We start from the raw sequence: 21,434 nt of genomic DNA on the forward strand, positions 1-21,434 counted from the left end.
GGCGGTTGTCCTGCGGGCTGCCTCACGGGACGGACTAAACGACGATGGAAGAACTGCGGATCACCGCCGGCGGGAAGCTCGGACCTGTCGACTCAGCACGCGTACCGCGCTATGCCGGAGCCGCGACGTTTGCCCGGCTGCCGCGCCTGGACCAGGTGGAACGGGCGGACATCGCCGTCGTCGGCGTGCCCTTCGATTCGGGAGTTTCCTACCGCCCGGGTGCCCGCTTCGGCGCGAACCATGTCCGCGAAGCTTCACGGCTGCTGCGCCCCTACAATCCGGCATTGAACATTTCCCCCTTCGAGCAGGTCCAGGTGGCCGACGCCGGAGACATGGCCGTCAACCCGTTCAACATCGGGGAGGCAATTGAAACAGTCCAGCACAACGCGCTCGAGCTGACCGCGGACGGCACGCGGCTCGTGACCCTCGGCGGGGACCACACGATCGCCCTTCCCCTGCTCCGCGCGGCATCAGAACGGGCCGGAAGTCCAGTTGCACTGCTTCACTTCGACGCCCACCTCGACACCTGGGACACCTACTTCGGTGCGGAGTACACGCACGGGACCCCCTTCCGCAGGGCCGTTGAGGAGGGCATCCTCGACACCGAGGCAATCTCCCACGTCGGTACGCGCGGGCCGCTCTACGGAGTCAAGGACCTTGAGGACGACCGCCGCTTCGGGTTCGGGATCGTGACCTCCTCCGACGTCTTCCGGCAAGGCGTCGACGAGACAGTAGCCAAGCTGCGGGAGCGCATCGGCAACCGCCCGCTCTACATCTCCGTCGACATCGACGTCCTCGACCCCGCACACGCCCCCGGCACCGGAACGCCGGAGGCCGGCGGAATCACGAGCCGGGAACTGCTCGAGATCCTGCGCGGATTCCGGGGAATGAACCTTGTGGGCGCCGATGTCGTGGAGGTGGCACCGGCCTACGACACTGCCGAGATCACCGGCGTCGCCGCCTCCCATGTCGCCTACGACCTCGTGAGCCTGATGGCTGACAACCTCTCTTCAACCCCCGTCAAGGAAAGCTGAATGGAACTCACCGACAGCGCTGCCTCCGCCCCACCGCACCCCATCTCCGGCCAGCGCAACGGCGGCGATCTTGTCGTCGAGACGCTCACCGCCCTGGGCGCAAGCACCGTCTTTGGCATCCCCGGCCAGCACGCGCTCGGCTTGTTCGATGCGCTCTCCCGTTCGAGCCTGGAGTTCGTCTCCTCCCGCGTCGAGAACAATTCCGCCTTCGCCGCCGACGGGTTCTCCCGGGCTACCGGCGAGGTCGGGGTCCTCTTCCTCTCGACGGGTCCCGGAGCGCTCACCTCGCTTGCCGGGCTGCAGGAGGCCTATGCCACGGGCGTGCCGATGGTCGTTATCGCAAGCCAGATCCCATTGGAGGGCCTCGGCGCGCGCCGCAAGGGCATGCTGCACCAGCTCGACGATCAGAAGGCCTCGGCGGCCAACGTCACCAAGAGCCAGCGGCTGATCCAGCAGGCCTCGGGCATCCCCTCGGCCATCCAGGACGCGTGGACCGAAGCGGTTTCCTCGCCCCAGGGCCCGGTATGGATCGAGATTCCGCAGAACGTGCTCCTCGACCCCGTGCTGGTGCCGCGGGTCGAGGACGCGCTCGCCGAGCCGTTCGACAACCCGCCCCGCGTCGAGCTGGTGCGCGAAGCCGTGGCCTGGCTCAAGGAGTCGAAGCGGCCGGCGATCGTCGCCGGTGGGGGAACCCGCCGCGGCCGCGCTGAACGTCAGCTCCTGTCGATCGCGGAGAAGCTCGGTGCGCCGGTCCTCTGCTCGCCCGGCGGAAACGGTGCTTTCCCGTGGAATCACGAGCTCTCCCTCCAGGCCTGGGTCGAGGACCGATACGTCACAGAAGTGCTCGAGGACGCCGACCTGCTCCTGGTGATCGGTTCGTCCCTCGGTGAAGTCACCTCAAACTACTTCACGCTTGAGCCTCGCGGCCGCATCATCCAGATCGATGCCGAGCCCCGGGTGCTCGAATCGAACCGCCCGGCCCTGGGCATCCGGGCCGACGCCGGCCAGGCGCTCACGGCGCTCGACGAGGCCCTGCCGGTGCTTGATCGTTCCCGTACGGAAGGCTACGACGCCGCGGCGCTCGTGGCGGAGACCCTGGCCAAGGTCAAGGCCCGCCTCGACGGGCAGGACCTGCTCAAGGAGCGGACCTTCATGGCCGACATCCGGGCAGCCGTGCCCGATGACATGCAGACCTTCTGGGACATGACCATCTCGGCCTACTGGGCGTGGAGCTGCTGGGATGCCCGTGCGGGGCAGTTCCATTCGGCGCAGGGCGCCGGCGGGCTCGGCTTCGGCTTCCCGGGTGCCCTCGGCGGATCGGTTGGACTCGCGTCGAAAGGGAAAACCCCCCGCGTCCTTGCGGTCTCGGGTGACGGTTCGGCGATGTATTCGATAGCCGAGCTGGCAACCGCCCGTCAGCACAACCTTCCAGTGACCTGGCTGATTGTTGACGACGGCGGGTATGGCATTCTCCGCGAGTACATGGAGGGCGCCTTCGGGAAGGCCACGGCCACGGAGCTGGCCCGGCCTGACTTCGTGAAGCTCGCCGAAGCGTTTGGTGTTCCGGCACGCCGCGTGGCACCCGAGGACATCGGCGAGGCACTCAAGGAGGGCTTCGCGGCGGAGGGCCCCAACGTCGTCGTCGTCGAAACCCTCATGCGGCTGTTCGCACCCACCCATCTTGACTCCTGAGCTTTTCGGCTGACCGGTTCGCAGCTAGGGTCGAAAGACCCGAAGGCCGAGCGAAGGAACCGCAATGTCATTCAGCAAGGGCGATAAGGTGAACTGGAACACCCCGCAGGGGCAGACCGAGGGCAAGGTTCTCGAGAAGCGCGATAAGGAATTCACCTTCGACGGGCAGAAATTCAAGGCCTCCGCCGACGAGCCCTATTACATCGTCGAAAGTTCCAAATCGGGCAAGCAGGCGGCGCATAAGGAAAGCGCCCTCAGCAAGGCCTCCTGAACGGGGCGGGCCCCTCATTTCGGTCTGCCGTCTGTGGTTCTCCAGTGTCAAGCCATTTCTTGGGCGCCGAGGCGGTTTCCGGAGCATTTTCCCTCCACTGGGACAAGATCCCGTCAGGATCGGGGCCGTTCCGCGCCATTTGCCGTACTTTCCTCCTCCTCTGGTCCGCGCCGGCCATTCTCGGAGCCGCGATCACCGACTCGACGTAGCTTAATCGTAAGTACGCTGATAAACGTAGAGGGTACGTCGGTTTTCAAGGACAAGGAGTACGACATCATGGCAGGAAACCTTTTGGCACGGTCCGCCCACGACCTCGGCGCGGCAGCGTGGTTCGGCGGAACGCTCATGGGCGCCGTCGGACTGAACGGAGCCACGGGTAAGGCGAAGGATCCGCGCGAGCGCACGCGCCTCTCAAGCCTCGGTTGGGCAAAATGGACGCCGGTGCAGGTTGCTGCGTTCGCGGTCCACGCCGTCGGTGGTCTTGGACTGATCCTTGGCAACAAGGGGCGGCTGGCGAAGCAGCAGGGCGTCGGGACGAACACGTTGATCAAGGCGGTCGTCACCGTTGCCGGAATGGCGCTCTCCCTCTACGCGGGAATGCTCGGCAAGAAGGTTGCCGAGCTCGCCGAGCAGGGCGGCGAGGGTGCCACGGAGCCCCGTCCCGGTGCTTCGGACCAGCTCGCCAAGGCGCAGTCGCAGCTGAAGATGATCCAGTGGGCACTGCCGGTGGTCAGCGGCACCGTCGTTGCTCTCGGCGCCCACCAGGGCGAAATGCAGCGGCCGCAGAACGTCTTCGAAGGCATCTTCAACAAGCGGTCCTAGCTCGGGCTTCCGATCCCCCGCCACACGCCGCACCGCGCGGCGGGCCCTCCCTCCTTTACCGGGGCGGCCGGTGGCGGGGGATCGCCCGTCCGGGAATGAAATACCCCTCCCTCCGGTTATCAGGTACATGCAAACGTATGTATTTGGAAGGGGTGCACGATGACTAAGCAAATCCTTGTCGTTTCTGCTGGTCTTGGAGTGCCTTCCTCGAGCAGGATGCTCGCGGACCTGCTCTCGGAAGCCGTGACGGACGCGCTTCGCGTGCAAGGGCAGCCGGTCGAAGTGGAGACGGTCGAACTGCGGGAATTGGCTGTCGACATCGCCAACAACCTCGTCACCGGCTACGCGCCTCCGGCCCTCGACGCGGTGTTGAAGCGTCTCGCCGACGCGGACGCGCTTGTTGTCGTGAGCCCTGTCTTCTCGGGATCGTACAGTGGCCTGCTCAAGTCGTTCTTCGACGTCGTCGACAACCAGGCGCTTGGCGGAATGCCCGTGGTCATCGGAGCCACCGGCGGAAGCGCGAGGCATTCGCTGATGCTTGACCATGCGATGCGCCCGTTGTTCAGCTACCTGCGCATGGTGGTTGTGCCGACTTCTGTCTACGCCTCCCCGCAGGACTGGGGAGCCGGCGACGAGGGTGCGGCGGGGCTCGAAGAGCGCGCCCAGCGCGCGGCAAAGGAACTGGCCGCGCTGCTCGTTGGATCGGCGACGACGCGGGCGCCGCGCGCCCCGGAGGTCTCGGCCCCTTTCGAGGAACTGCTGGCACGGATCCAGGGCCGCTGAGCGGAAGCGGCGCCTGTTCCCGTTGGCCGCGGGAACGCCCGGGCGTAGGGCCGTTACTGCATTGTGAAAGTGCTGGCCAGCGCTGAGCGGGCGGCGGGAAGCGAGAGCAGGCCCGCCACCGCGGCGTTGCGCGCCCTGAGCGCGGCCGGCGCGAGGGGGCGCCCCAGTGCCATGTTCACGTGGGCCCGGCGCCGGGCGAGCATCGCCTCACGGCGCCGGGTCGTATTGAACCGCGCCACCTGCCGGCCCACGTCGACGCCGTCGCGCAGCGCAGAGACGATGACGGGAGTGAGCAGGCCCGCGTCGAGCCAGCCAAGGTTCATCCCCTGCCCTCCGATAGGGCTGATCTCGTGGGCGGCGTCGCCAAGGAGGATGGTCCGGCCGGCGATGAAGCGGTCGGCGATCTGGGAGCGGACCCCAAACGCGCTCAGCATCGTGTTCCCTGCCCGGTCGAGACGTATCCCGGTGCGCGCGGAGACAAGTGCGGCAAGGGCGTCCACCGTCGGCTCAGGCCCTGGGGAACCCGTGCGCACCACCCACCTCCGAATCCCTCCGGGGAGCGGAAACGACTCGACGATTCCGTGCGGCTCAAGGTAGAGCACCGCAGCTGAACCGTCGCCACTGGTGTCGGGAAAGTCTCCCATCAGGTACCGGTCGGGGTAGGTGCGCCCTGATGCGCCGATTCCGGCGAATTCCCGCACCGAGCTCTTCGCGCCGTCGGCTCCGATCAGCAGGCGGGACTCCACCGATGCGGGCTGGCCGTCCTGTTCCACGGTGGTGACGACGTGTCCGGGCCATTCTGCAGTCCCTACCGCCGTGATCCCGCGGCGGAGCGTACCGGGGAACGCTGCTTCGAGGCGGCGCTCGAGCACCTCCTCGGTCACCGCCTGCGGAACGGCAAGCACGAACCGGTGCCTGCCCGGGAGCGAAGCGAACGAGAGCGCGGTGACGTGGCGGCCGCCGCTGCGGGCGATCCCGTGCGTGATGCGCACCCCGCGGGCCGTGAGCTCGTCGCTGACGCCCGCCGCTTCGAGGGCGGCAAGCGCCGGCGGGTGGATGCCGATCGCCCGGGAATGGGAACTCCGGCGGGTGCGGCGCTCAAGCACAACGACATCGAGCCCGGCCTGCCGGAGCAGGATGGCTGTGTAAAGGCCGACCGGCCCGCCGCCGACAATCACGACGTCATGCATGGGGTGCGTGCCCCCGTTCAAGGACGAGGAGGTTGCGGAAGGGGCTGGCGCTCTTCACGCTCCATCCCCGGCGGCCCTGGCTGCGCAGCACCTCACGAAGTTCTTCCGGCGTGTAGCTCCGGCGGATCGAGGTGAGCCCGTCCTGGCGGATATACGACCCGCGCAGGGGGAGGGTTGCTGCGGAGAAGAGCCCGTAACCGACGCGGCTGCGTGAAATATCGCTGTGGACCCCGACTCCGACCGCCAGTTTCTCGGTGTCGTTCAACAGGCCATCGAGTTCGTCCGGCTCGAGATGGTGGAGCACATGGTTGGAGGTTACGGCGGTGTAGGTCCTGCCTTCGGCCACGAGGTCCGAGCTGAGGGCCCTGCGGTAGGTCAGACCCGCCACGGGTGGCTGGGCGGCGGCATAGGCATAGGCCCGTTCGTCCGGGTCGATGGCGGTGATTGTCAGCAGTATGCCGTCACGGCGGGCCCACCTTGCGAACGCCCGGGGGACGTCGCCGCCGCCCGAGCCGATGTCGAGCAGGGTGTTGGCCGACGTCGGGGAGAACTGCGGGCGCAGGATCCGGACGTAGGTGCTCCTCCAGCCAGAGACGACGGAATTGACGAGGCCGAACTGGGAGTAGGTGCGGTCCAGGGTGGCAGGGTCGCAGTCCGGTTTGTCCATCTGCTCGACCGCGCTGGTGTCGCGCTGCCCCAGGAAGCCGAAAGGATTCATCCTCCCACTTTGGTCAGCAGCGCCGTTTCGACGGTGAGGCCGGGGCCGAACGCCATCGAGCAGATGCGCTCGTCGCCGCCGGAGAAGGGCTGTTCCAGAATGTGCTTGAGCACGAACATCACGGTGGCGCTGCTCATGTTGCCATAGTCGCGGAGGATGGTGCGGGCGGGAACCAGCTGCTCCTCGGTGAGCTTGAGCTTGGCTTCGACCTTGTCGAGGATGCTGCGGCCCCCGGGGTGGATGGCCCAATGCTCAATATCCCGGTAGTCGCCTCCCTCAAGGGAAGGATCCCGGGCCAGCAGCGGCTCGAGGGCTCCAACGATGTGCTCGTCGATGATGTGGGGCACGTAGGTGCCAAGCACCATCTCGAAACCTTCATCACCGATGTTCCACGCCATCGACTCCTCGCCGACCGGGGTGAGGATCGTCTCGAAGTGGTCGAGGCTGAGCAGCGGCCCCTCCGAGGGGAACTCGCGGGCGGTGACGACCGCGGCGGCGGCGCCGTCGGCGAACAGCGACGAGCCAACGATCGTGTCGGGGTTGTTCGATGACCGCACGTGCAGTGAACACAGTTCGGCGCTGACAACGAGGACGACGGCCTCGGGATCCGCTTCGCAGAACGCCTTCGCCGAGCGCAGCGCTGGAAAGGCGGCGTAGCAGCCCATGAAGCCCAGATGGGAGCGCTGAACCGACGGATTGAGACCCAGCGCCCGCACCACCTTGTAGTCCGGGCCGGGGTTGAAGAAGCCGGTGCAGGAGACTGTCACCACGTGGGTCACATCCGAAGCCTCGACGCCGGCGGCAGCGTCGAGCGCCTTTTGCGCCGCCTCGATGAACAGTTTCGTGCCTTCGACGGCGTACAGCTCGTTACGGGTCTTGGTGCTGGGACTGAGGATGCGCATTGTCCGAGAGTCGAAAAAGACCGGGTTTTCCGCTGCGCTGTCCAGGGTGAGTTCCTTCACCGCCGTGTACCGGGTGTTGATGCCCGAGGAATCGAATGCCGCGCCCACCAGGCGGGTGCCCAGACGGGTCAGGTCGGGCTGGGCGGCGAAGGCCTCCCGGACCTGCGGCTGCACCATTATTGTCTCGGGCACAGCGGTTTCCAAGGACCTCAACAGAACTGTCATAGTCAATTGATAGAGGACTAACGCGAAGAACACAATGTCAGTAGGCTTATCATTCCGCAGTTTTCGAGGTGAATGGAGCACAGCATGGTGGATGGCCCAAAGAACACGCTGAACCAGGACGACCCCCGAGAACCTGCCGCCGAAGCGTCGACCGAGCTCCAGGACTACCCGGGCTTCACCGAGCAGATGAAGCCCCGGCCCGACCACGGGGAGGAGTCTTACAAGGGCAGCGGACGGCTCAAGGGACGCAAGGCGTTCATCACCGGCGGTGATTCGGGGATCGGACGCGCTGTCGCGCTCGCCTACGCCCGGGAAGGAGCCGACGTCGCCATCGGGTATCTCCCCGAAGAGGAGGAAGACGGCAAGAGCTGCGTCGAATTGATCCGGGCCGAAGGTCGGAAGGCCGTCGCGGTCCCCGGAGACGTCCGGAGCGAGGAGTACTCCCGCACCGCCGTGGCGCGGGTGGTTGGCGAGCTGGGCGGGCTTGACCTGCTCGTGAACAACGCCGGATACCATCTGGCGCAGCCGGGCGGAATCGAGGACATCTCTGCCGATCAGCTCAGGCGGACCTTCGAAACGAACGTATTCGGCGCCGTCTGGCTGATCCAGGCCGCACTGCCGCATCTGTTGCCCGGCGCATCGATCATCACCACAACATCAATCCAGGGCTACCACCCTTCAACGAGCCTGATGGACTACGCGGCGACAAAGGCCGCCCTGAACAGCCTCACCTTCAGCCTGGCGGAACTGTTGGGCGAGCGCGGCATCCGCGTCAACGCCGTTGCCCCGGGACCGATCTGGACGCCGCTCCAGCCTGCCACGACCACTTCCGAAAAGCTTGAGACCTTCGGCGAAGACACACCCCTCGGGAGGATGGGCCAGCCCGCCGAACTGGCCGGTGCCTTCGTCTTCCTCGCCTCGAACGACGCGCGCTACGTATCCGGCGAAGTGCTTGCCGTAACCGGCGGGAAATACCTTGCGTGATGGATCGTGACGGCCACTAGGGTGAAGGCGCGATGCTTACAGTGCCGATGCCTCAGGCAATGTGGAGGTACCCCTTGGTGACTGCACGGCGCCGCCGTGCTGCGGCCCTTTCGCTTATGCTCGCTGCAGCGCTGGCCCTATCCGGATGCTCAGTTCAGCAGCGGCCCGCGGAGGCGACGGCCGATGCGACCAGCGGGGCAACGGCCGGTGCAACCGGCGGTGCGATCGGCGGGGCGACGCCGGATGCCACAGCAACCCCGCGCAATTCCCCGGACCCGTCACCCTCGGCGCCGGCCACCTCTTCCGGCCCACCGGTGACGTCGCCACCGGCAACTCCGGCGCGCAGTGCACTGCCCCGAGGTGGAACCAGCCTCTTCCCCGCGCACCGGCTCGTCGGGTACAGCGGACATCCGCTCTCTCCGGGACTGGGGCGCCTGGGCATCGGGGACCTCGACGAGCGGGTCAAGGAGATCGAGGCGCAGGCGGCAGCGTTCGCCGGCGGGAGGAAGGTACTGCCGGTCCTTGAGCTCATCACGGTCGTTGTGCAGTCCGAGCCCGGAGCCGACGGGAAGTACCGGACCTTCACCCCCGACGAGACGATCCGGCAGTACCTTGAAGCCGCACGGCGGCACAAGGCACTCCTGCTCCTGAACATCCAGCCTGGCCGTTCGAGCATGACCGCCGAAGTGAAACGGCTGGAAAAGTGGCTCAAGGAGCCGGATGTGGGGCTGGCTTTGGATCCCGAGTGGGATATCACCGACGCCGAACTGCCGGGAGCGGTGTACGGGTCGACGGCCGGCGAGGAAATCAACGCGATTGCTGCTGACATCGATGCCCTGGTCAAGCGCGAGAAGCTGCCGCAGAAGGCGCTTGTCTTCCACCAGGTGGCGGTAGGCGTCGTCACCAACGAAGCGGCAATCGGCGACTATGCGGGGGTCGAGGTGATCAAGAGCGCCGACGGTATCGGCTCGGCCGATCTGAAGATCGAGGCCTACGACCTGTTGACCGAGGGCCTGCCTGCTTCGATCCATCCCGGGTTCAAGCTGTTCTTCGAGGAAGATGCGGCACTCGGTCCGCTGATGACGCCGCAGGAGGTGCTTGCGCTCGATCCGCAGCCGGAATACATCCTGTACGAGTGATTCCGACGGTCCTCACGGCTAGGCTGCGGTGGGCTCCTTCGCGCTTCGACCAAGCCGCACGGCCGTCCGCAGCGAATATCAGCTAAATCGCCGCCCTGGCCGTGGACACCGTTGTGGAGTTCACGGCCGCCGGAGCGGCTTCACCGACGGCAGAGCGAGGAACACCGATGAAGATCCGATGGAGCGTCCTTCTTGCCGCGGGCCTCGCTGCGGCATCCCTCGCGGGATGCGGCGTCGCGGAGGAAAATCCGCTCGACGTCAATGCGGCGCGGGAGGCGCGGCCTGGCGTCGCCGCCGGAGCGGTGGCGGGAGCCGTCTCCGAGGACGACCCGCTCAATATCGGTGCCGATGGAGCGAAGCTCTGCGGGGTGCAGCCGAAGGACAGTTTCCAGGAATACACCGTCATGCTCCACAACCCCACCCTTGAAACCTTCACGTTCGGCGAAATCGCGCTCGGCGCGCCATCGGGCCTGAGCATCGTCGAAGCGGAGATTTCCCCGGCCAACAGGGAAGGCCACGGCCACCACGGTGCCGAAGCAGACGCCCACGCGGGCCACGAACCGACGCCCAGCGCCACATCCACGGAGCCAAGCACCTTTCAGGTTGAGCCCGTGCCTGCGGCAGGGTATCGCTTCGAGCCGGATGCCCACATCAACATCGTTGTCGCAGTCTCACTCGATGAGGCGGTCGACAACGGCACTGCTGAAAACATCATCGTCAACTTCGCGTCGGACGCCCGCGAGTACACAGTGGCCCACAACCTTGAAATCGAAATCGACAGGGTGAGCTGCGGCAAGTAGCGCTACTGGGCGTCGGCGTGGCGGCCGGGCAGCAGTTCGGTGATGAGCTGCTGGACCCGGCCCCGGATCTCGTTGCGGATTTTCCTCACGGTCTCGACGTCCTGGCCCACAGGGTCCGCGACCGGCCAGTCTTCGTGGCGGCGTCCCGGGAAGTGGGGTTTTTCGGCTTCCATACCGAGCGTGATGATCACATCCGACTGTGAAACGTCGTCCTGCGTCAGCAGCCGCGGAACCCGAGTCGAAATGTCAACGCCCACCTCGGCCATCGCGTCAACCGTCGAGGGGTCGACGCGATCAGCAGGCTCCGGCCCTCCCGACAGCACACGTATCCGACCTTCGGCGAACCGGCTGAGGTAGGCCGCTGCCATCTGCGACCGCGCCGAATTGCGTATGCAGACGAACAGAACCGACGGTTTGGGAAAAGCGCTGCTGCCAATCATGTGCCCGGCCTTCGCTGTGGCGGAATCCGATCTACCCGAAATTCGATATAACGAAGTAAACCAGCACTTACGGCCATAAGCACCCCTTGTGGGCGGCGGGTTGCCCCAAGGGCGCGGTGCTCCGGTCCGGCCGGAACACCGCGGACTTCTATGTCTCTGTTCAGCCGAGCAGTTCCCGCACCATCGGGATCACCTTGGTGCCGTAGAGCTCGATGCTGTGCATGAGCTTCTCGTGCGGGAGCGGACCGAACGTGTACTTCAAATCGAACCGGTCGATCTCAAGCGTGCGGGCCGTCGCCGCGATCTTGGCTGCGACAGTTTCGGGAGAACCGACGTACAGGGATCCGGCGTCAACCTCCCGATCGAACTCGGCCCGGCTGGTGGGACCCCAGCCGCGCTCGGAGCCGATACGGTCCCTCATGATCCGGTAGTCCGGCCACAGTTCTTCGCGCGCCTGTTCGTCGGTGTCGGCAATGTGGCCCGGAGAGTGCACTCCGATCGGCAGCTGCGGCTTGCCGAACTGGGTAAGGGCCTGATGGTAGAGGTCGACGTACGGGGCAAAGCGTGAGGGATCGCCGCCGATGATGGCAAGCATCAGGGGCATTTCGTACCGCGCCGCCCGCACAACAGACTCGGGGCTTCCGCCGACGCCGATCCACGTCTTGAGCTTGCCCGATTCGGTGGTCGGGAAGACACTCTGGTTATCCAGCCCGGGGCGGGTCCGTCCCCGCCAGGAGAAGGGCTTCTCCTTGAGGAGTTCGCTGAAGAGGTCGAGCTTTTCCTCGAAGAGCTCCTCGTACTGGGTGAGCTCGAAGCCGAAGAGGGGGAAGGATTCGGTGAACGAGCCCCTCCCGAGAATCACTTCGGCACGCCCGTTCGAGGCGGCGTCGAGGGTCGCGAAGCGCTGGAAGACACGGATGGGGTCATCCGAGCTCAGGACCGTCACGGCCGAGCCGAGGCGGATGCGCTTGGTCTGGCCGGCGATGGCGGCAAGCACGGTTTCGGGTGCGGAAATGGCGAAGTCGTCGCGGTGGTGTTCCCCGACCCCGAAGAAGTCCACGCCGACCCGGTCCGCAAGGACCGCCTCGGCGATGACGTTACGAATCACTTCAGGGTATGCCAGCAGCTCCCCGTCGGCTCCCCGCGTCACATCACCGAACGTATCAAGTCCGAGTTCAAGTTTCTTCGCCATGATGGTGCTCCCGTAGTCTATCCGCGGTTCACAGTGAACCGCTTCCGCTAGAACACCAAAGCACCCCCTGCGATTCCCGGCGCACGGCAGGGCGGTGTCGGGCCGTGTGATCGCCCGAAAGGCCAAGGCGGGGCGTCAGGCGGCGGTGACACTTTCGAGTCCGAGAAGGGTGAGGCTGTTCTGCCACAGCTGATCAAGCTGCGCGGGATCGTTGAACAGTTTCGCGAAGAGGACCATGCCTTCGATCTGGGCGACGATCGACTTGGCGGTGCCCCGCGGGTCCTCGAGTTTGAGTTCGCCGCCATCGATGGCCTCACGTATTGCTGCCTCGATGATGTCGATCTGCTCCCCGAAAATATCCTGCAGCCGCTCGCGCACCGGGTCGTCCTGGGCGCTTACTTCGAGGGCCAGGTTGCCGAACAGGCAGCCCGTCACGGCACCTGTGCCTTTCAGGGCGCTGCTCTGGATTTCAGCAGTAGAGATGAACAGCTTGCGGAGGCGGTCGATGATCGTGTCGGGCGCCGTGAGGACCCCGGTCCATTCTTTCCGCTGCTTGATCCAGTGCTCGTTGATGACTTCGAGCGCCAGGGCCTGTTTGGACGGGAAGAAGTGGTAGAAGCTGCCCTTGGGAACGCCGGCCGCCGCGCAAATTTCGGCGACCCCGATCGAGCCGTAGGTGCGCTGCTGGAAGAGTGCTGTGCTCGCATCGAGAATCCTTTGACGAGCGTCTGATTTTCGTCCCATGTTGCAATTATAAGACCAGTCGGCTATAAATGGGCGAGTACGTAGTAGACCGATCATCTAGTAAGGACAACAGGTACATGGAACCTCGCAAAGTAGCAATCATCACCGGGGGCTCTCAGGGCATCGGGGAAGGGCTCGTCTCCGCGTTCCGCGGCATCGGCTATGCCGTTGTCGCCAATTCCCGCTCCATCGCCCCTTCCGACGACATTGATTTCGTTACGGTCGCAGGCGACATCGCCGACCCGGCGGTTGCTGAAAGGGTCGTCGCCACCGCGATCGAGAAGTTCGGCCGCGTCGATACCCTCGTGAACAATGCCGGGATCTTCGTCGGCAAACCGTTCACCGAATACACGATCGAGGACTATGAGCAGGTGCTCAGGGTCAACCTCGGCGGGTTCTTCCATGTCACCCAGCAGGCGATCACGCGGATGCTTGAGCAGGGTTCCGGCCACGTGGTGAACGTGACTACAACCCTTGTCGAGTATGCCAACTCAAGCCTCCCCTCGGCACTTGCCTCACTGACCAAGGGTGGCGTCTCGTCGGCGACGAAGTCGCTTGCCGTTGAGTATGCCGGCCGCGGGATCCGTGTCAACGCCGTTTCCCCCGGGCACATCAAGACCCCGCTCCACGAGTCGCATGACCACGACCTCCTCGCGGGCCAGCACCCGGTGGGCCGGATGGGCACGGTCGACGACATCGCCCGCGGCGTCCTCTACCTCGAGCAGGCCCCCTTCGTCACCGGCGAAGTCCTTCACGTCGACGGCGGTCAGAGCGCGGGCTACTAGGCGCCCGCCGCGGAGGCGGTCCTGCGGGCCGCCTCCGTCATCGATAAGGACACCCATGGTGTCCGCCCACCCGAAAGGCAACACATGAAATCCCCTGATATCGGGCCGTTGGGTACCATCACCACCGTCCTTGAAGCGTGGGCCGGTGGAATCCGCGACCACCGACCGGAGGCCGTGGCTTCCCTCTTCACCTCCGACGCTCTTTTCCAGGGCTTCGACAAGACGTACATCATCGGGCGTCCCGGCATCAGTGCCTATTACGACAAGCAGCCGTTGGGGTTGACTGCCGCTTGTCGCGTCCGCGAACACCGGCAGCTTTCCGCCGACAACCTCATCTCCTACGTGGACGTCGACTTCACGCTCCCCGGCGGTGAGGTCATCCCCGTCCACCTCACCGTGGTTCTGCACCAGGCCGGCCGTGCCTGGTTGATCAGCCACTACCACGTCTCGAAAATCGCGTAAACGCCGGGCGCCTGCCTTATCGATAGGTCCCTGCGAAGGAGGCGAAGATCTCGGCCGCAGGGGCCTGCCGAGCGAGGGGAGCCGATTGCCCGGCCCAAAGGCTGGCGAGATCGGTGCGGCCCTGTTCCTCGGCGGCCCTGCGGAAGGGCGAGGTCATTGCGCCGAGGGCGGGGTAGGGGATACGGGTCTCCCATCCCGCTGCTTCCCGGGTCACCCGGTTGGCAATGCCCCTCGCCATTCGTCCGGTGAAGGCTTTGGTCAGCACCGTTGTGCGGCCGGCCGGTCCCGTTAATGCATCCTTGTGGAAGGTGGAGGCAGCCGACTCGTGCGACACGAGGAAGGCTGTGCCGATCTGCACTCCTTCCGCACCCAGTTCGTGTGCCGCGCGGACCTGGGCGGGTGTCACGATTCCCCCTGCGGCAACGACGGGAGCGTCGACCGCGGCCACCACCTGCGGCACAAGGGAGAACGTGCCGACCAGGGACTCCTCGACCGGGGCAAGGAAAGCGCCACGGTGCCCGCCGGCGTCACTTCCCGACGCGACGATCACATCGACGCCGGCGGCCTCGAGGGAAACCGCCTCCTCGACCGTTGTTGCGGTTCCGATCAGGAATATGCCTGAGCGGTGCGCGCGCTCGACAATGTCCGGACCCGGTACGCCGAACACGAAGCTGATGACCGGCGGTGCGGCTTCCAGGAGCGCGTCGACCTGCGCGTCAAAGTCGATTTGCGTGTCCGGGAGCGCCTCGGGGGGTGGAATGCCCAGTTCCTCGAAGTACGGCGCGAGCAACGCTGTCTGGGCGTTTAGCTGGCCGCTGGCCGCCGCGTTTTCGCCGCCCGACGGGACCCACAGGTTGACCGCGAAGGCCCGTTGGGTCGCAGCCTTGAGCCGCCCGACCAACTGCGTGATTTCCGCGGGGGAGAGGTGGTGGGCACCGAAGGAGCCAAGGCCGCCGGCATTTGAAACAGCGGCGACCAGCGCCTCGGAGGATAGTCCTCCACCGAATGGACCCTGGATAACGGGAACGTCCAAGCCGAGCACCCGTGCCACCCGGGTTTGCCGTGAAGGTGTGTTCATGCTTGCGGGCCCTTCATTTCGTGATATTTCCTCATTTGCTTTCCCCTGCTTGACATGATATTGGCCTCTCACCTATAACTGAACCCACATAGTAGACCGAACGTCTAGAAAGGAAAGCACAATGACTGCAGGCCAGGAGACCGGCCGGGCGCGCTACAGCTTCACTGACGCCGCCGCGGCGCTGCGGCTGGTCCCTACCGCTCCCGTTCCGGACGTTGCCCGCGGGCCGAAGGTTCCGGACGTGGGTTATTACGTGGAGGAGCTCGCCGACGGCATGTTCCTGTTGAGCGACGGGACCTACCAGATGATGTTCGTTGTCTCCGATGAGGGAGTGGTGGCCGTCGACGCTCCGCCGACGCTCGGTCACAACATCCTTCGGGCGATCGCCGGTGTGACGAAGAAGCCGATCACGCAGATCGTCTACAGCCATCAGCACGCCGATCACGTCGGGGCGATGTCGATCTACCCCCAGGACGTTCCCCGATATGCCCAGCGGTTCACCGCGGAGCGGCTTGCGAGACTGGGTGATCCCAACCGCCCGGCCCCGACGGTGGTGTTCGACGACAATCACACCCTTCAATCCGGCAGCCACACGCTGCAGCTTGACTACAAGGGGCCGAACCACGCCGAAGGGAACATCTTCATCTACGAACCGCAGCGGAAGGTGCTGATGCTCGTGGACGTCGTTTTCCCGGGATGGGTTCCGTTCTCGAACCTTGCCGTTTCCGCCAACGTCCCCGGCTTTGTCAACGCAATGGATCAGGCCCTGGGCTATCCCTTCGAAAAGCTCGTTCCCGGGCATGTGACCCGCTCCGGCACCCGCAGGGATGTGGAGGTGCAGTCGGAGTACATTGCCGACCTGCGTGCCACGACGGAGGCGGCGCTTTCTTCTGTCGACTTCGAGAAGGTCATGGCCCCCGTGGATATGTCGAACGCCTGGGCGGTCTTCCGGGCCTACCTTGACGAGGTCGCGGCGAAGTCGGCTGACGAAGTTATTCCCCGCTGGGTGGACCGGCTGGGGGGCGCCGACGTGTTCACCCTGCCCAACGCCTGGGCGATGATGGAGGCCCTGCGCCTCGACTATGGAAGCCTCGGCCCATTCGGTATCGCCGACTAACGGGCCGCAGCGCTACATCCGCGATAGCTTTGGAAGTGGGCCGGTCGCCGCCCTGCGGCTGGCCGGGCAGGCGGTCCCGCCGCTCGCGCCGCTCCCGCCGTCGATGCGTTCAATGACCGCGGCCCGGTTCCACAGAGCCTGCTGCCGCGGCTGCGGATTCCTGGTGTGCAGTGGTGCCGGCGCCGTACTTTGAACGGCTCCCGGATCCCACCGACTACCGGGAATTATCCCAAGCCTCTTCGAGTTGATACGCATACAGTATCAATTACTCCTGATTTAGGAGTAATTGGAACACCATTCCTTCGTCGCCTTCAGCGATCCCGACGGCAACGAACCAGTTCCTGTGGCATCCCGTCCGCAAAACCGTGACGCCGCAGAGTCGCCCGGCGCGAGCAGCCGGCGGCCGGACTGCATCAGAAGCACAAGTCACCAGAAACAACACCCCAGTAGTAAGCAGAAGCAACAAGGAAAGGAATTGTCATGGATTTCAAAATTGAGGTAATCGCCGTTCCCGTTTCTGACGTGGACCGGGCCAAGGCGTTTTACGATTCGCTCGGATGGCGTTTCGACGCGGATTTCACCGTCGATGAAAGCCTCCGGGTCGTCCAGTTCACTCCTCCGGGTTCAGGGGCCTCGATCATGATCGGCAAGGGCATCACCGCCGGCGCCCCCGGCTCCCTGCAGGGCGTGTACCTGATCGTCGATGACATCATCGCCGCCCGCGAGGACATCGCCGCCCGTGGCATCGAGATCTCCGAGGTCTGGCACGATGCGAAGGGCATCTGGCACCACGAAGGTGAGAAGGACCGTGTCGCCGGGCCGGACCCCGAGCGCAAGACCTACGCCTCCTACGCCTCCTTCACCGACCCCGACGGCAACGGCTGGTTTCTCCAGGAAATCACAACCCGCCTGCCCGGCCGCATCTGAACCGCCGCATTCACCCCGCCGCGGCGTCCGGATCACCGGGCGCCGCGGCGGCACCAATTCGCAGCACCCGGCTGCGGGCGATGCACGAATCACCTGCAGGAATAAGAAATCAAAGGCAGAACTGAGAATTTGAGGGAAGACACGACAGTGGAAAAGACAGAGTACGACCTGATCGTCCTGGGCGGAGGTGCGGTAGGCGAGAACGTGGCCGACCGTGCTGTTCAAGGCGGGCTGACCGCGGTGATCGTTGAGGCCGAGCTGGTCGGAGGCGAGTGCTCGTATTGGGCGTGCATGCCCTCCAAGGCGCTGCTGCGTTCAGCGCAGGTGCTGCGTGCGGCCAAGCACGTGCCCGGCGCGGCCGAGGCAATCACCGGTGACCTCGACGTGGCCGCGGTGCTGGCCCGGCGGGATGCCTTCACCAGCAACTGGGACGACGCCGGCCAGGTGGGTTGGCTTGAAAGCGCCGGGATCGACCTGGTGCGCGGCCACGGCCGGATCAGCGGGACCAAGGAAGTCACCGTTACCGCCACCGACGGTACCGTCACGGTGCTCACCGCCCGTCACGCAGTGGCCGTGACCACCGGCTCCGATGCCTCAATGCCGCCCATCGAAGGACTTGCCGACGCCCGCCCGTGGACATCCCGTGAGGCCACGAGCATCAAGGCTGTCCCCGAGAGCGTGGCAATCATCGGTGGAGGCGTTGTTGCAACCGAAATGGCAACCGCATTCGCCGGGTTCGGCACGAAGGTTACCGTTATTGCCCGCAGCGGACTGCTCACCGAGATGGAACCCTTCGCCGGGGAACTTGTCGCGGCGTCCCTGCGGGACCTTGGCGCCACGGTGCTCACGGACACCAAGACGACAAAGGTCACCAGGGACGGGGACACCGTGACCATCGAGACCGCCGACGGTGCCCAAATCACCGCCGGGGAGGTCCTCGTGGCCACGGGGCGCACCCCGCGCAGCACCGACATCGGGCTTGACTCAATCGGGCTTGCACCCGGGACCTGGCTGGAGACCGATGACACGCTGCGGGTTCCCGGGTTCGACTGGCTCTACGCCGTCGGGGACGTCACAGGGCGCGTCCTGCTGACCCACCAGGGCAAGTACCAGGCCCGCGCGGCAGGGGACGTCATCGCGGCCCGGGCCGCCGGCGCTGTGGTCTCGGACGGCCCGTGGGGCACGCACGTGGCTACAGCCGATCATGAGGCGGTCCCGCAGGTGACCTTCACCGACCCTGAGGTTGCCTCAGTGGGCCTGACTGCCGCAGCCGCCCGCCGTGCCGGCTATGAGATCCGGGTTGTGGATTACGAACTGGGGTGGACCGCCGGCGCCTCGGTTCACGCCGACGGGTATACCGGCAAGGCGCGCATGGTCGTCGATGAACAGCGCAAGGTCATCCTCGGGGTGACCTTCGTCGGCCCCGATGTGGCCGAGCTGCTTCAGGCCGCGACCTTTGCCGTCGTCGGCGAAATCCCCCTGGACCGGCTTTGGCACGCTGTGCCGGCCTACCCCACCGTCAGCGAGATCTGGCTTCGCCTGCTCGAAACATACGGTCGGCCCCAGCTGGCTCCAGTCCAGTAACCGGCACCTGCCGGCATCCGTACCGCCTGGGGCGGCCCCGTCCGGGCCGCCCCAAGGCATACAACAACGATCCCGCCGGCCACCCGCACTTCAATCCCACTACCCCCGGCTAGCGCCGGACACCCAAGGAGATTTCGATGGCGCTCTCGGAACGCGAGCAGGAACTGTTCGCCCAGCTGGAGAAGCAACTCCAGGACGATGACCCCCAGCTCGCCGCAGCATTGGCCCCGGCGCCCGTCCCCACCGTCTCGACCCGCCGGGTCGTCCTCGGCGTGCTCCTCACCCTCGCCGGCTTCCTGACCCTTATCGCAGGCGTCATGGTCCCGGAGCAGGCCACAAGCATCTTCGTCGGCATCCTCGGCTTTACCATGATGGGCGCGGGGATCTCGATTGCGTCGACGCTCGTCGAGCCGGGGCCCGCAGCGCGCTAGGAGCCTGGTGCGATGCGGATCGGCGCCTTCGTGCGGCGGGCCCCCGGGTTAGGGGGCGAGCCGGTCAAGGATGGACCGGGCGGAACCGGCGATGCACCGGCTGTACCCGGTGCCTGCCCATAAATTGAGGCGATGGGGATCGTTGGCCACAGCCGCAGCGGCCCGCAGGGGACTCGTCAGGTGGTGGATCTCCGGATATCCGTATGGCGCAACGGGGTCGTAAGCCCTCATGAAGTCGTTGTGGAGACCACGTGCATTCCGGCCGGAGAAAGCCTTGGTGATGGCGGTGGTCGTGAACTGGTCGGATGAAAGCGCGGCCCGGTGTGGCCCACGGGTCCCGGCTTCGTCGGCCCTGAGGAATGCTGTTCCGGCTTGGACTGCGACCGCACCCCGTTCAAGCGCCGCCCGCGTATCTTTTCCCGTGACAATGCCGCCGGCCGCGATCAAGGGGATGCCCAGATCCGAAAGCTCATCGAGGAGCCCGTGCAGGGCAGTGGTGTTCGCGGGCGCGGTTGCGTTGAAGGTTCCCCGGTGTCCTCCGGCTTCGGGGCCCTGGACGCAAAGCGAATCCGCGCCCGCCGCCAGCGCCTGTTCCGCCTCGTTTCGCGAGGTGACGGTGAGCGCTACGGCAACGCCCCGGTCCTGCAGTGCGGTGATGACGCCCGCCTCTGGAACGTCGAAAGTGAAGGACACGACGGCGGGCGCAAGTTCAAGGAGCACCTCGACCTTCTGCTCCCAGTCGTCATCGTCGTGTCGCGGGTCGCCGAGGCCCGCCTTCAGGCGTTCTACCTCGGGAGCGAGGGAAAGCGCGTACTGCTGGAGGGCATCGGCAGTGACGGTGGAGGGCTGCGGGACAAAAAGGTTGACCCCAAAGGGGGCGCCGGTCAATTCGCGTACCGCGTTGATCTCCGACCGCATTATGGCGGCCGACTTGTAGCCCGCCGCAAGGAATCCCAGTCCGCCGGCAGTGCTGACGGCCGCCGCAAGCGAGGGGGTGGACGGGCCACCCGCCATGGGAGCCTGGATGACCGGCAGGGCCAGGTCATCAAAATCGAAGGGACGATCTTTTCCCGCTGATCCGCTCACGCTGCAGGCCTTCCCTCGTGCGCTCCGTCGTGCTTTCCGCCGGGTCCAAGGCTACCCGCCATGGCGCCGGCAACAGGGGCTCAGGCTGCCTGGATGAGGAGTGGGTTGACAGGGAGGTCCGCTTTCCCTATAAATAGTAGACCGTCCGTCTAACATCTGAAAGGAACACAATGAAAAAGGTATTGATGGCAATCACCGGAGCCACTGTCTGGGAGCTGAAGGACGGCTCGCAGCACCCCACAGGCTTCTGGGCGGAGGAGTTCGTCGTCCCGGACCGAATCTTCCGCGAAGCGGGCTTCGACATCACGATAGCCACCCCCGGCGGGGTCACCCCGGTCGCAGACGAACTGAGCCTGGCGCTGGCGATGAACGGCAATGACGGCGAAAAAGTCGCGGAGTACCGCGCGTACCTTGACGGCTCGAAAGAGAACCTGGCCGCCGCCGTCGCGCTCGAAGACGTCGACTCGAGCGACTACGACATCGTCTTCGTTCCCGGCGGCCATGGTCCGATGCAGGATCTTGCAGTGAATGCCGACATCGCCCGGATCTACGAGGAAACACTCGATGACAACACCAAGGTTGTCGCGTCGCTGTGCCATGGGCCTGCCAGCTTCAGCTCGGCGACCCGGGATGGGCAGTGGCTGTTCAAGGGGCGGCGCATGACCGCGTTCTTGGATGAGGAAGAGGTTCAGGCCGGCTTCGCTGACAAGGCGCCCTGGCTGCTTGAGTCACGCATGCGCGAGTACGGCGCCATCTTCGAGTCCGGCCCCGCCTGGGGCTCCTTCGTCGTCGTCGACGGCAACCTCGTGACCGGCCAGAACCCGGCGTCGGCCGAGGAAGCGGCGAACGCCGTTATCGCCCTGGCTACGCGGGCCTGACCCACCATCTCCCGGTACCGGCGGCTCATAGGGGGCTGCCGATGCCGGGGAGTGCGGTTCGGGCATCGGCCATCGGAGCCCGGAAGCTCTTTCAATCCTTTGACTTGCATCTTGCAAGTTACACATCCGAGCAGGTAGCCTCTTTCAGCT

Annotated in this window: 23 protein-coding genes; 15 read left to right on the forward strand and 8 right to left on the reverse strand. The window is 65.6% G+C overall.

Annotation, left to right across the window (positions count from 1 at the left end):
• Nucleotides 1–44: 44 nt before the first annotated feature.
• From speB to AC4D14_RS09145, 5 genes are all read left to right on the forward strand, one after another.
• Entirely contained in the window at nucleotides 45–1,034 is a 990-nt protein-coding gene (gene speB / locus AC4D14_RS09125; protein WP_490901665.1) for an agmatinase, read from the forward strand.
• The gene (locus AC4D14_RS09130; RefSeq protein ID WP_490901667.1) at nucleotides 1,035–2,726 is read left to right on the forward strand and encodes a thiamine pyrophosphate-binding protein; all 1,692 of its coding nucleotides are present in this window, start codon (nucleotides 1,035–1,037) and stop codon (nucleotides 2,724–2,726) included.
• A 64-nt stretch (nucleotides 2,727–2,790) separates the two neighbouring features.
• Nucleotides 2,791–2,997: a hypervirulence associated TUDOR domain-containing protein gene (locus AC4D14_RS09135; RefSeq protein WP_490901669.1), complete on the forward strand. Its 207-nt coding sequence runs from the start codon at nucleotides 2,791–2,793 to the stop codon at nucleotides 2,995–2,997.
• A gap of 276 nt (nucleotides 2,998–3,273) precedes the next feature.
• Entirely contained in the window at nucleotides 3,274–3,819 is a 546-nt protein-coding gene (locus AC4D14_RS09140) for a hypothetical protein (RefSeq protein WP_490901670.1), read from the forward strand.
• A gap of 159 nt (nucleotides 3,820–3,978) precedes the next feature.
• Nucleotides 3,979–4,602 (forward strand): FMN reductase, encoded by a 624-nt coding sequence (locus AC4D14_RS09145; protein ID WP_490901672.1) that lies wholly within the window; start codon nucleotides 3,979–3,981, stop codon nucleotides 4,600–4,602.
• Nucleotides 4,603–4,655: 53 nt separating this feature from the next.
• Here AC4D14_RS09145 and AC4D14_RS09150 read toward each other — a convergent pair whose 3' ends face one another.
• Genes AC4D14_RS09150 through AC4D14_RS09160 form a run of 3 tightly spaced genes read right to left on the reverse strand, consistent with a single transcriptional unit; the run spans nucleotide 4,656 to nucleotide 7,637 of the window.
• Entirely contained in the window at nucleotides 4,656–5,792 is a 1,137-nt protein-coding gene (locus AC4D14_RS09150; protein ID WP_490901674.1) for an FAD-dependent oxidoreductase, read from the reverse strand.
• The gene (locus AC4D14_RS09155; RefSeq protein ID WP_490901676.1) at nucleotides 5,785–6,510 is read right to left on the reverse strand and encodes a class I SAM-dependent methyltransferase; all 726 of its coding nucleotides are present in this window, start codon (nucleotides 6,508–6,510) and stop codon (nucleotides 5,785–5,787) included. Before AC4D14_RS09155 ends, AC4D14_RS09150 begins: the two co-directional genes overlap by 8 nt.
• Entirely contained in the window at nucleotides 6,507–7,637 is a 1,131-nt protein-coding gene (locus AC4D14_RS09160; protein WP_490901677.1) for a type III polyketide synthase, read from the reverse strand. The genes AC4D14_RS09155 and AC4D14_RS09160 overlap by 4 nt, the downstream gene beginning before the upstream one ends.
• An 84-nt stretch (nucleotides 7,638–7,721) precedes the next feature.
• On the opposite strand from AC4D14_RS09160, the gene AC4D14_RS09165 reads away from it, so the two are divergent.
• The 3 genes from AC4D14_RS09165 to AC4D14_RS09175 all read left to right on the forward strand — a co-directional run bounded on the left by AC4D14_RS09165 (nucleotide 7,722) and on the right by AC4D14_RS09175 (nucleotide 10,560).
• The gene (locus AC4D14_RS09165; RefSeq protein WP_490901678.1) at nucleotides 7,722–8,621 is read left to right on the forward strand and encodes an SDR family oxidoreductase; all 900 of its coding nucleotides are present in this window, start codon (nucleotides 7,722–7,724) and stop codon (nucleotides 8,619–8,621) included.
• A 77-nt stretch (nucleotides 8,622–8,698) separates the two neighbouring features.
• Nucleotides 8,699–9,760 (forward strand): hypothetical protein, encoded by a 1,062-nt coding sequence (locus tag AC4D14_RS09170; protein ID WP_490901679.1) that lies wholly within the window; start codon nucleotides 8,699–8,701, stop codon nucleotides 9,758–9,760.
• Nucleotides 9,761–9,927: 167 nt separating this feature from the next.
• Nucleotides 9,928–10,560 (forward strand): hypothetical protein, encoded by a 633-nt coding sequence (locus AC4D14_RS09175; protein ID WP_490901680.1) that lies wholly within the window; start codon nucleotides 9,928–9,930, stop codon nucleotides 10,558–10,560.
• Between the two features lie 2 nt (nucleotides 10,561–10,562).
• Here the strand turns inward: AC4D14_RS09175 and AC4D14_RS09180 are convergent, their stop codons facing one another.
• The 3 genes from AC4D14_RS09180 to AC4D14_RS09190 form a co-directional block, all read right to left on the reverse strand.
• Nucleotides 10,563–11,000, reverse strand: a complete 438-nt coding sequence (locus AC4D14_RS09180; protein WP_490901681.1) for an arsenate-mycothiol transferase ArsC — start codon at nucleotides 10,998–11,000, stop codon at nucleotides 10,563–10,565.
• Nucleotides 11,001–11,160: 160 nt separating this feature from the next.
• Nucleotides 11,161–12,192: an LLM class flavin-dependent oxidoreductase gene (locus AC4D14_RS09185; protein ID WP_490901682.1), complete on the reverse strand. Its 1,032-nt coding sequence runs from the start codon at nucleotides 12,190–12,192 to the stop codon at nucleotides 11,161–11,163.
• A 135-nt stretch (nucleotides 12,193–12,327) separates the two neighbouring features.
• The gene (locus tag AC4D14_RS09190) at nucleotides 12,328–12,936 is read right to left on the reverse strand and encodes a TetR/AcrR family transcriptional regulator (RefSeq protein WP_490901683.1); all 609 of its coding nucleotides are present in this window, start codon (nucleotides 12,934–12,936) and stop codon (nucleotides 12,328–12,330) included.
• A gap of 77 nt (nucleotides 12,937–13,013) precedes the next feature.
• On the opposite strand from AC4D14_RS09190, the gene AC4D14_RS09195 reads away from it, so the two are divergent.
• Both AC4D14_RS09195 and AC4D14_RS09200 read left to right on the forward strand, forming a co-directional pair.
• The gene (locus AC4D14_RS09195; RefSeq protein ID WP_490901684.1) at nucleotides 13,014–13,721 is read left to right on the forward strand and encodes an SDR family NAD(P)-dependent oxidoreductase; all 708 of its coding nucleotides are present in this window, start codon (nucleotides 13,014–13,016) and stop codon (nucleotides 13,719–13,721) included.
• An 84-nt stretch (nucleotides 13,722–13,805) separates the two neighbouring features.
• The gene (locus AC4D14_RS09200; RefSeq protein ID WP_490901685.1) at nucleotides 13,806–14,183 is read left to right on the forward strand and encodes an SgcJ/EcaC family oxidoreductase; all 378 of its coding nucleotides are present in this window, start codon (nucleotides 13,806–13,808) and stop codon (nucleotides 14,181–14,183) included.
• A gap of 16 nt (nucleotides 14,184–14,199) precedes the next feature.
• Here the strand turns inward: AC4D14_RS09200 and AC4D14_RS09205 are convergent, their stop codons facing one another.
• The gene (locus AC4D14_RS09205; protein ID WP_490901686.1) at nucleotides 14,200–15,261 is read right to left on the reverse strand and encodes an NAD(P)H-dependent flavin oxidoreductase; all 1,062 of its coding nucleotides are present in this window, start codon (nucleotides 15,259–15,261) and stop codon (nucleotides 14,200–14,202) included.
• A gap of 121 nt (nucleotides 15,262–15,382) precedes the next feature.
• On the opposite strand from AC4D14_RS09205, the gene AC4D14_RS09210 reads away from it, so the two are divergent.
• The 4 genes from AC4D14_RS09210 (at nucleotide 15,383) to AC4D14_RS09225 (ending at nucleotide 19,320) form a co-directional block, all read left to right on the forward strand.
• Nucleotides 15,383–16,378 (forward strand): MBL fold metallo-hydrolase, encoded by a 996-nt coding sequence (locus AC4D14_RS09210; RefSeq protein ID WP_490901688.1) that lies wholly within the window; start codon nucleotides 15,383–15,385, stop codon nucleotides 16,376–16,378.
• 480 nt (nucleotides 16,379–16,858) lie between these two features.
• Nucleotides 16,859–17,305: a VOC family protein gene (locus AC4D14_RS09215; protein ID WP_490901690.1), complete on the forward strand. Its 447-nt coding sequence runs from the start codon at nucleotides 16,859–16,861 to the stop codon at nucleotides 17,303–17,305.
• 147 nt (nucleotides 17,306–17,452) lie between these two features.
• Nucleotides 17,453–18,889, forward strand: coding sequence for a dihydrolipoyl dehydrogenase family protein (locus tag AC4D14_RS09220; protein WP_490901692.1), 1,437 nt, complete (start codon nucleotides 17,453–17,455; stop codon nucleotides 18,887–18,889).
• Nucleotides 18,890–19,026: 137 nt separating this feature from the next.
• Nucleotides 19,027–19,320 (forward strand): DUF3040 domain-containing protein, encoded by a 294-nt coding sequence (locus AC4D14_RS09225; RefSeq protein WP_490901693.1) that lies wholly within the window; start codon nucleotides 19,027–19,029, stop codon nucleotides 19,318–19,320.
• Nucleotides 19,321–19,368: 48 nt separating this feature from the next.
• On the opposite strand, the gene AC4D14_RS09230 is transcribed toward AC4D14_RS09225, so the two are convergent.
• Nucleotides 19,369–20,406: a nitronate monooxygenase gene (locus AC4D14_RS09230; protein WP_490901695.1), complete on the reverse strand. Its 1,038-nt coding sequence runs from the start codon at nucleotides 20,404–20,406 to the stop codon at nucleotides 19,369–19,371.
• A gap of 170 nt (nucleotides 20,407–20,576) precedes the next feature.
• Between AC4D14_RS09230 and AC4D14_RS09235 the strand changes: the two genes are divergently transcribed.
• Nucleotides 20,577–21,284: a type 1 glutamine amidotransferase domain-containing protein gene (locus AC4D14_RS09235; RefSeq protein WP_490901697.1), complete on the forward strand. Its 708-nt coding sequence runs from the start codon at nucleotides 20,577–20,579 to the stop codon at nucleotides 21,282–21,284.
• Nucleotides 21,285–21,434: the final 150 nt, after the last annotated feature.

Source organism: Arthrobacter sp. TJ-254 (assembly GCF_058269175.1).

Bases quoted from the DNA above. Each gene is read 5' to 3' on its own strand.
- speB (WP_490901665.1), top strand. From the start codon at position 45: ATGGAAGAACTGCGGATCACCGCCGGCGGGAAGCTCGGACCTGTCGAC.
- AC4D14_RS09130 (WP_490901667.1), top strand. From the start codon at position 1,035: ATGGAACTCACCGACAGCGCTGCCTCCGCCCCACCGCACCCCATCTCC.
- AC4D14_RS09135 (WP_490901669.1), top strand. From the start codon at position 2,791: ATGTCATTCAGCAAGGGCGATAAGGTGAACTGGAACACCCCGCAGGGG.
- AC4D14_RS09140 (WP_490901670.1), top strand. From the start codon at position 3,274: ATGGCAGGAAACCTTTTGGCACGGTCCGCCCACGACCTCGGCGCGGCA.
- AC4D14_RS09145 (WP_490901672.1), top strand. From the start codon at position 3,979: ATGACTAAGCAAATCCTTGTCGTTTCTGCTGGTCTTGGAGTGCCTTCC.
- AC4D14_RS09150 (WP_490901674.1), bottom strand. From the start codon at position 5,792: ATGCATGACGTCGTGATTGTCGGCGGCGGGCCGGTCGGCCTTTACACA.
- AC4D14_RS09155 (WP_490901676.1), bottom strand. From the start codon at position 6,510: ATGAATCCTTTCGGCTTCCTGGGGCAGCGCGACACCAGCGCGGTCGAG.
- AC4D14_RS09160 (WP_490901677.1), bottom strand. From the start codon at position 7,637: ATGACAGTTCTGTTGAGGTCCTTGGAAACCGCTGTGCCCGAGACAATA.
- AC4D14_RS09165 (WP_490901678.1), top strand. From the start codon at position 7,722: ATGGTGGATGGCCCAAAGAACACGCTGAACCAGGACGACCCCCGAGAA.
- AC4D14_RS09175 (WP_490901680.1), top strand. From the start codon at position 9,928: ATGAAGATCCGATGGAGCGTCCTTCTTGCCGCGGGCCTCGCTGCGGCA.
- AC4D14_RS09180 (WP_490901681.1), bottom strand. From the start codon at position 11,000: ATGATTGGCAGCAGCGCTTTTCCCAAACCGTCGGTTCTGTTCGTCTGC.
- AC4D14_RS09185 (WP_490901682.1), bottom strand. From the start codon at position 12,192: ATGGCGAAGAAACTTGAACTCGGACTTGATACGTTCGGTGATGTGACG.
- AC4D14_RS09190 (WP_490901683.1), bottom strand. From the start codon at position 12,936: ATGGGACGAAAATCAGACGCTCGTCAAAGGATTCTCGATGCGAGCACA.
- AC4D14_RS09195 (WP_490901684.1), top strand. From the start codon at position 13,014: ATGGAACCTCGCAAAGTAGCAATCATCACCGGGGGCTCTCAGGGCATC.
- AC4D14_RS09200 (WP_490901685.1), top strand. From the start codon at position 13,806: ATGAAATCCCCTGATATCGGGCCGTTGGGTACCATCACCACCGTCCTT.
- AC4D14_RS09205 (WP_490901686.1), bottom strand. From the start codon at position 15,261: ATGAACACACCTTCACGGCAAACCCGGGTGGCACGGGTGCTCGGCTTG.
- AC4D14_RS09210 (WP_490901688.1), top strand. From the start codon at position 15,383: ATGACTGCAGGCCAGGAGACCGGCCGGGCGCGCTACAGCTTCACTGAC.
- AC4D14_RS09215 (WP_490901690.1), top strand. From the start codon at position 16,859: ATGGATTTCAAAATTGAGGTAATCGCCGTTCCCGTTTCTGACGTGGAC.
- AC4D14_RS09225 (WP_490901693.1), top strand. From the start codon at position 19,027: ATGGCGCTCTCGGAACGCGAGCAGGAACTGTTCGCCCAGCTGGAGAAG.
- AC4D14_RS09235 (WP_490901697.1), top strand. From the start codon at position 20,577: ATGAAAAAGGTATTGATGGCAATCACCGGAGCCACTGTCTGGGAGCTG.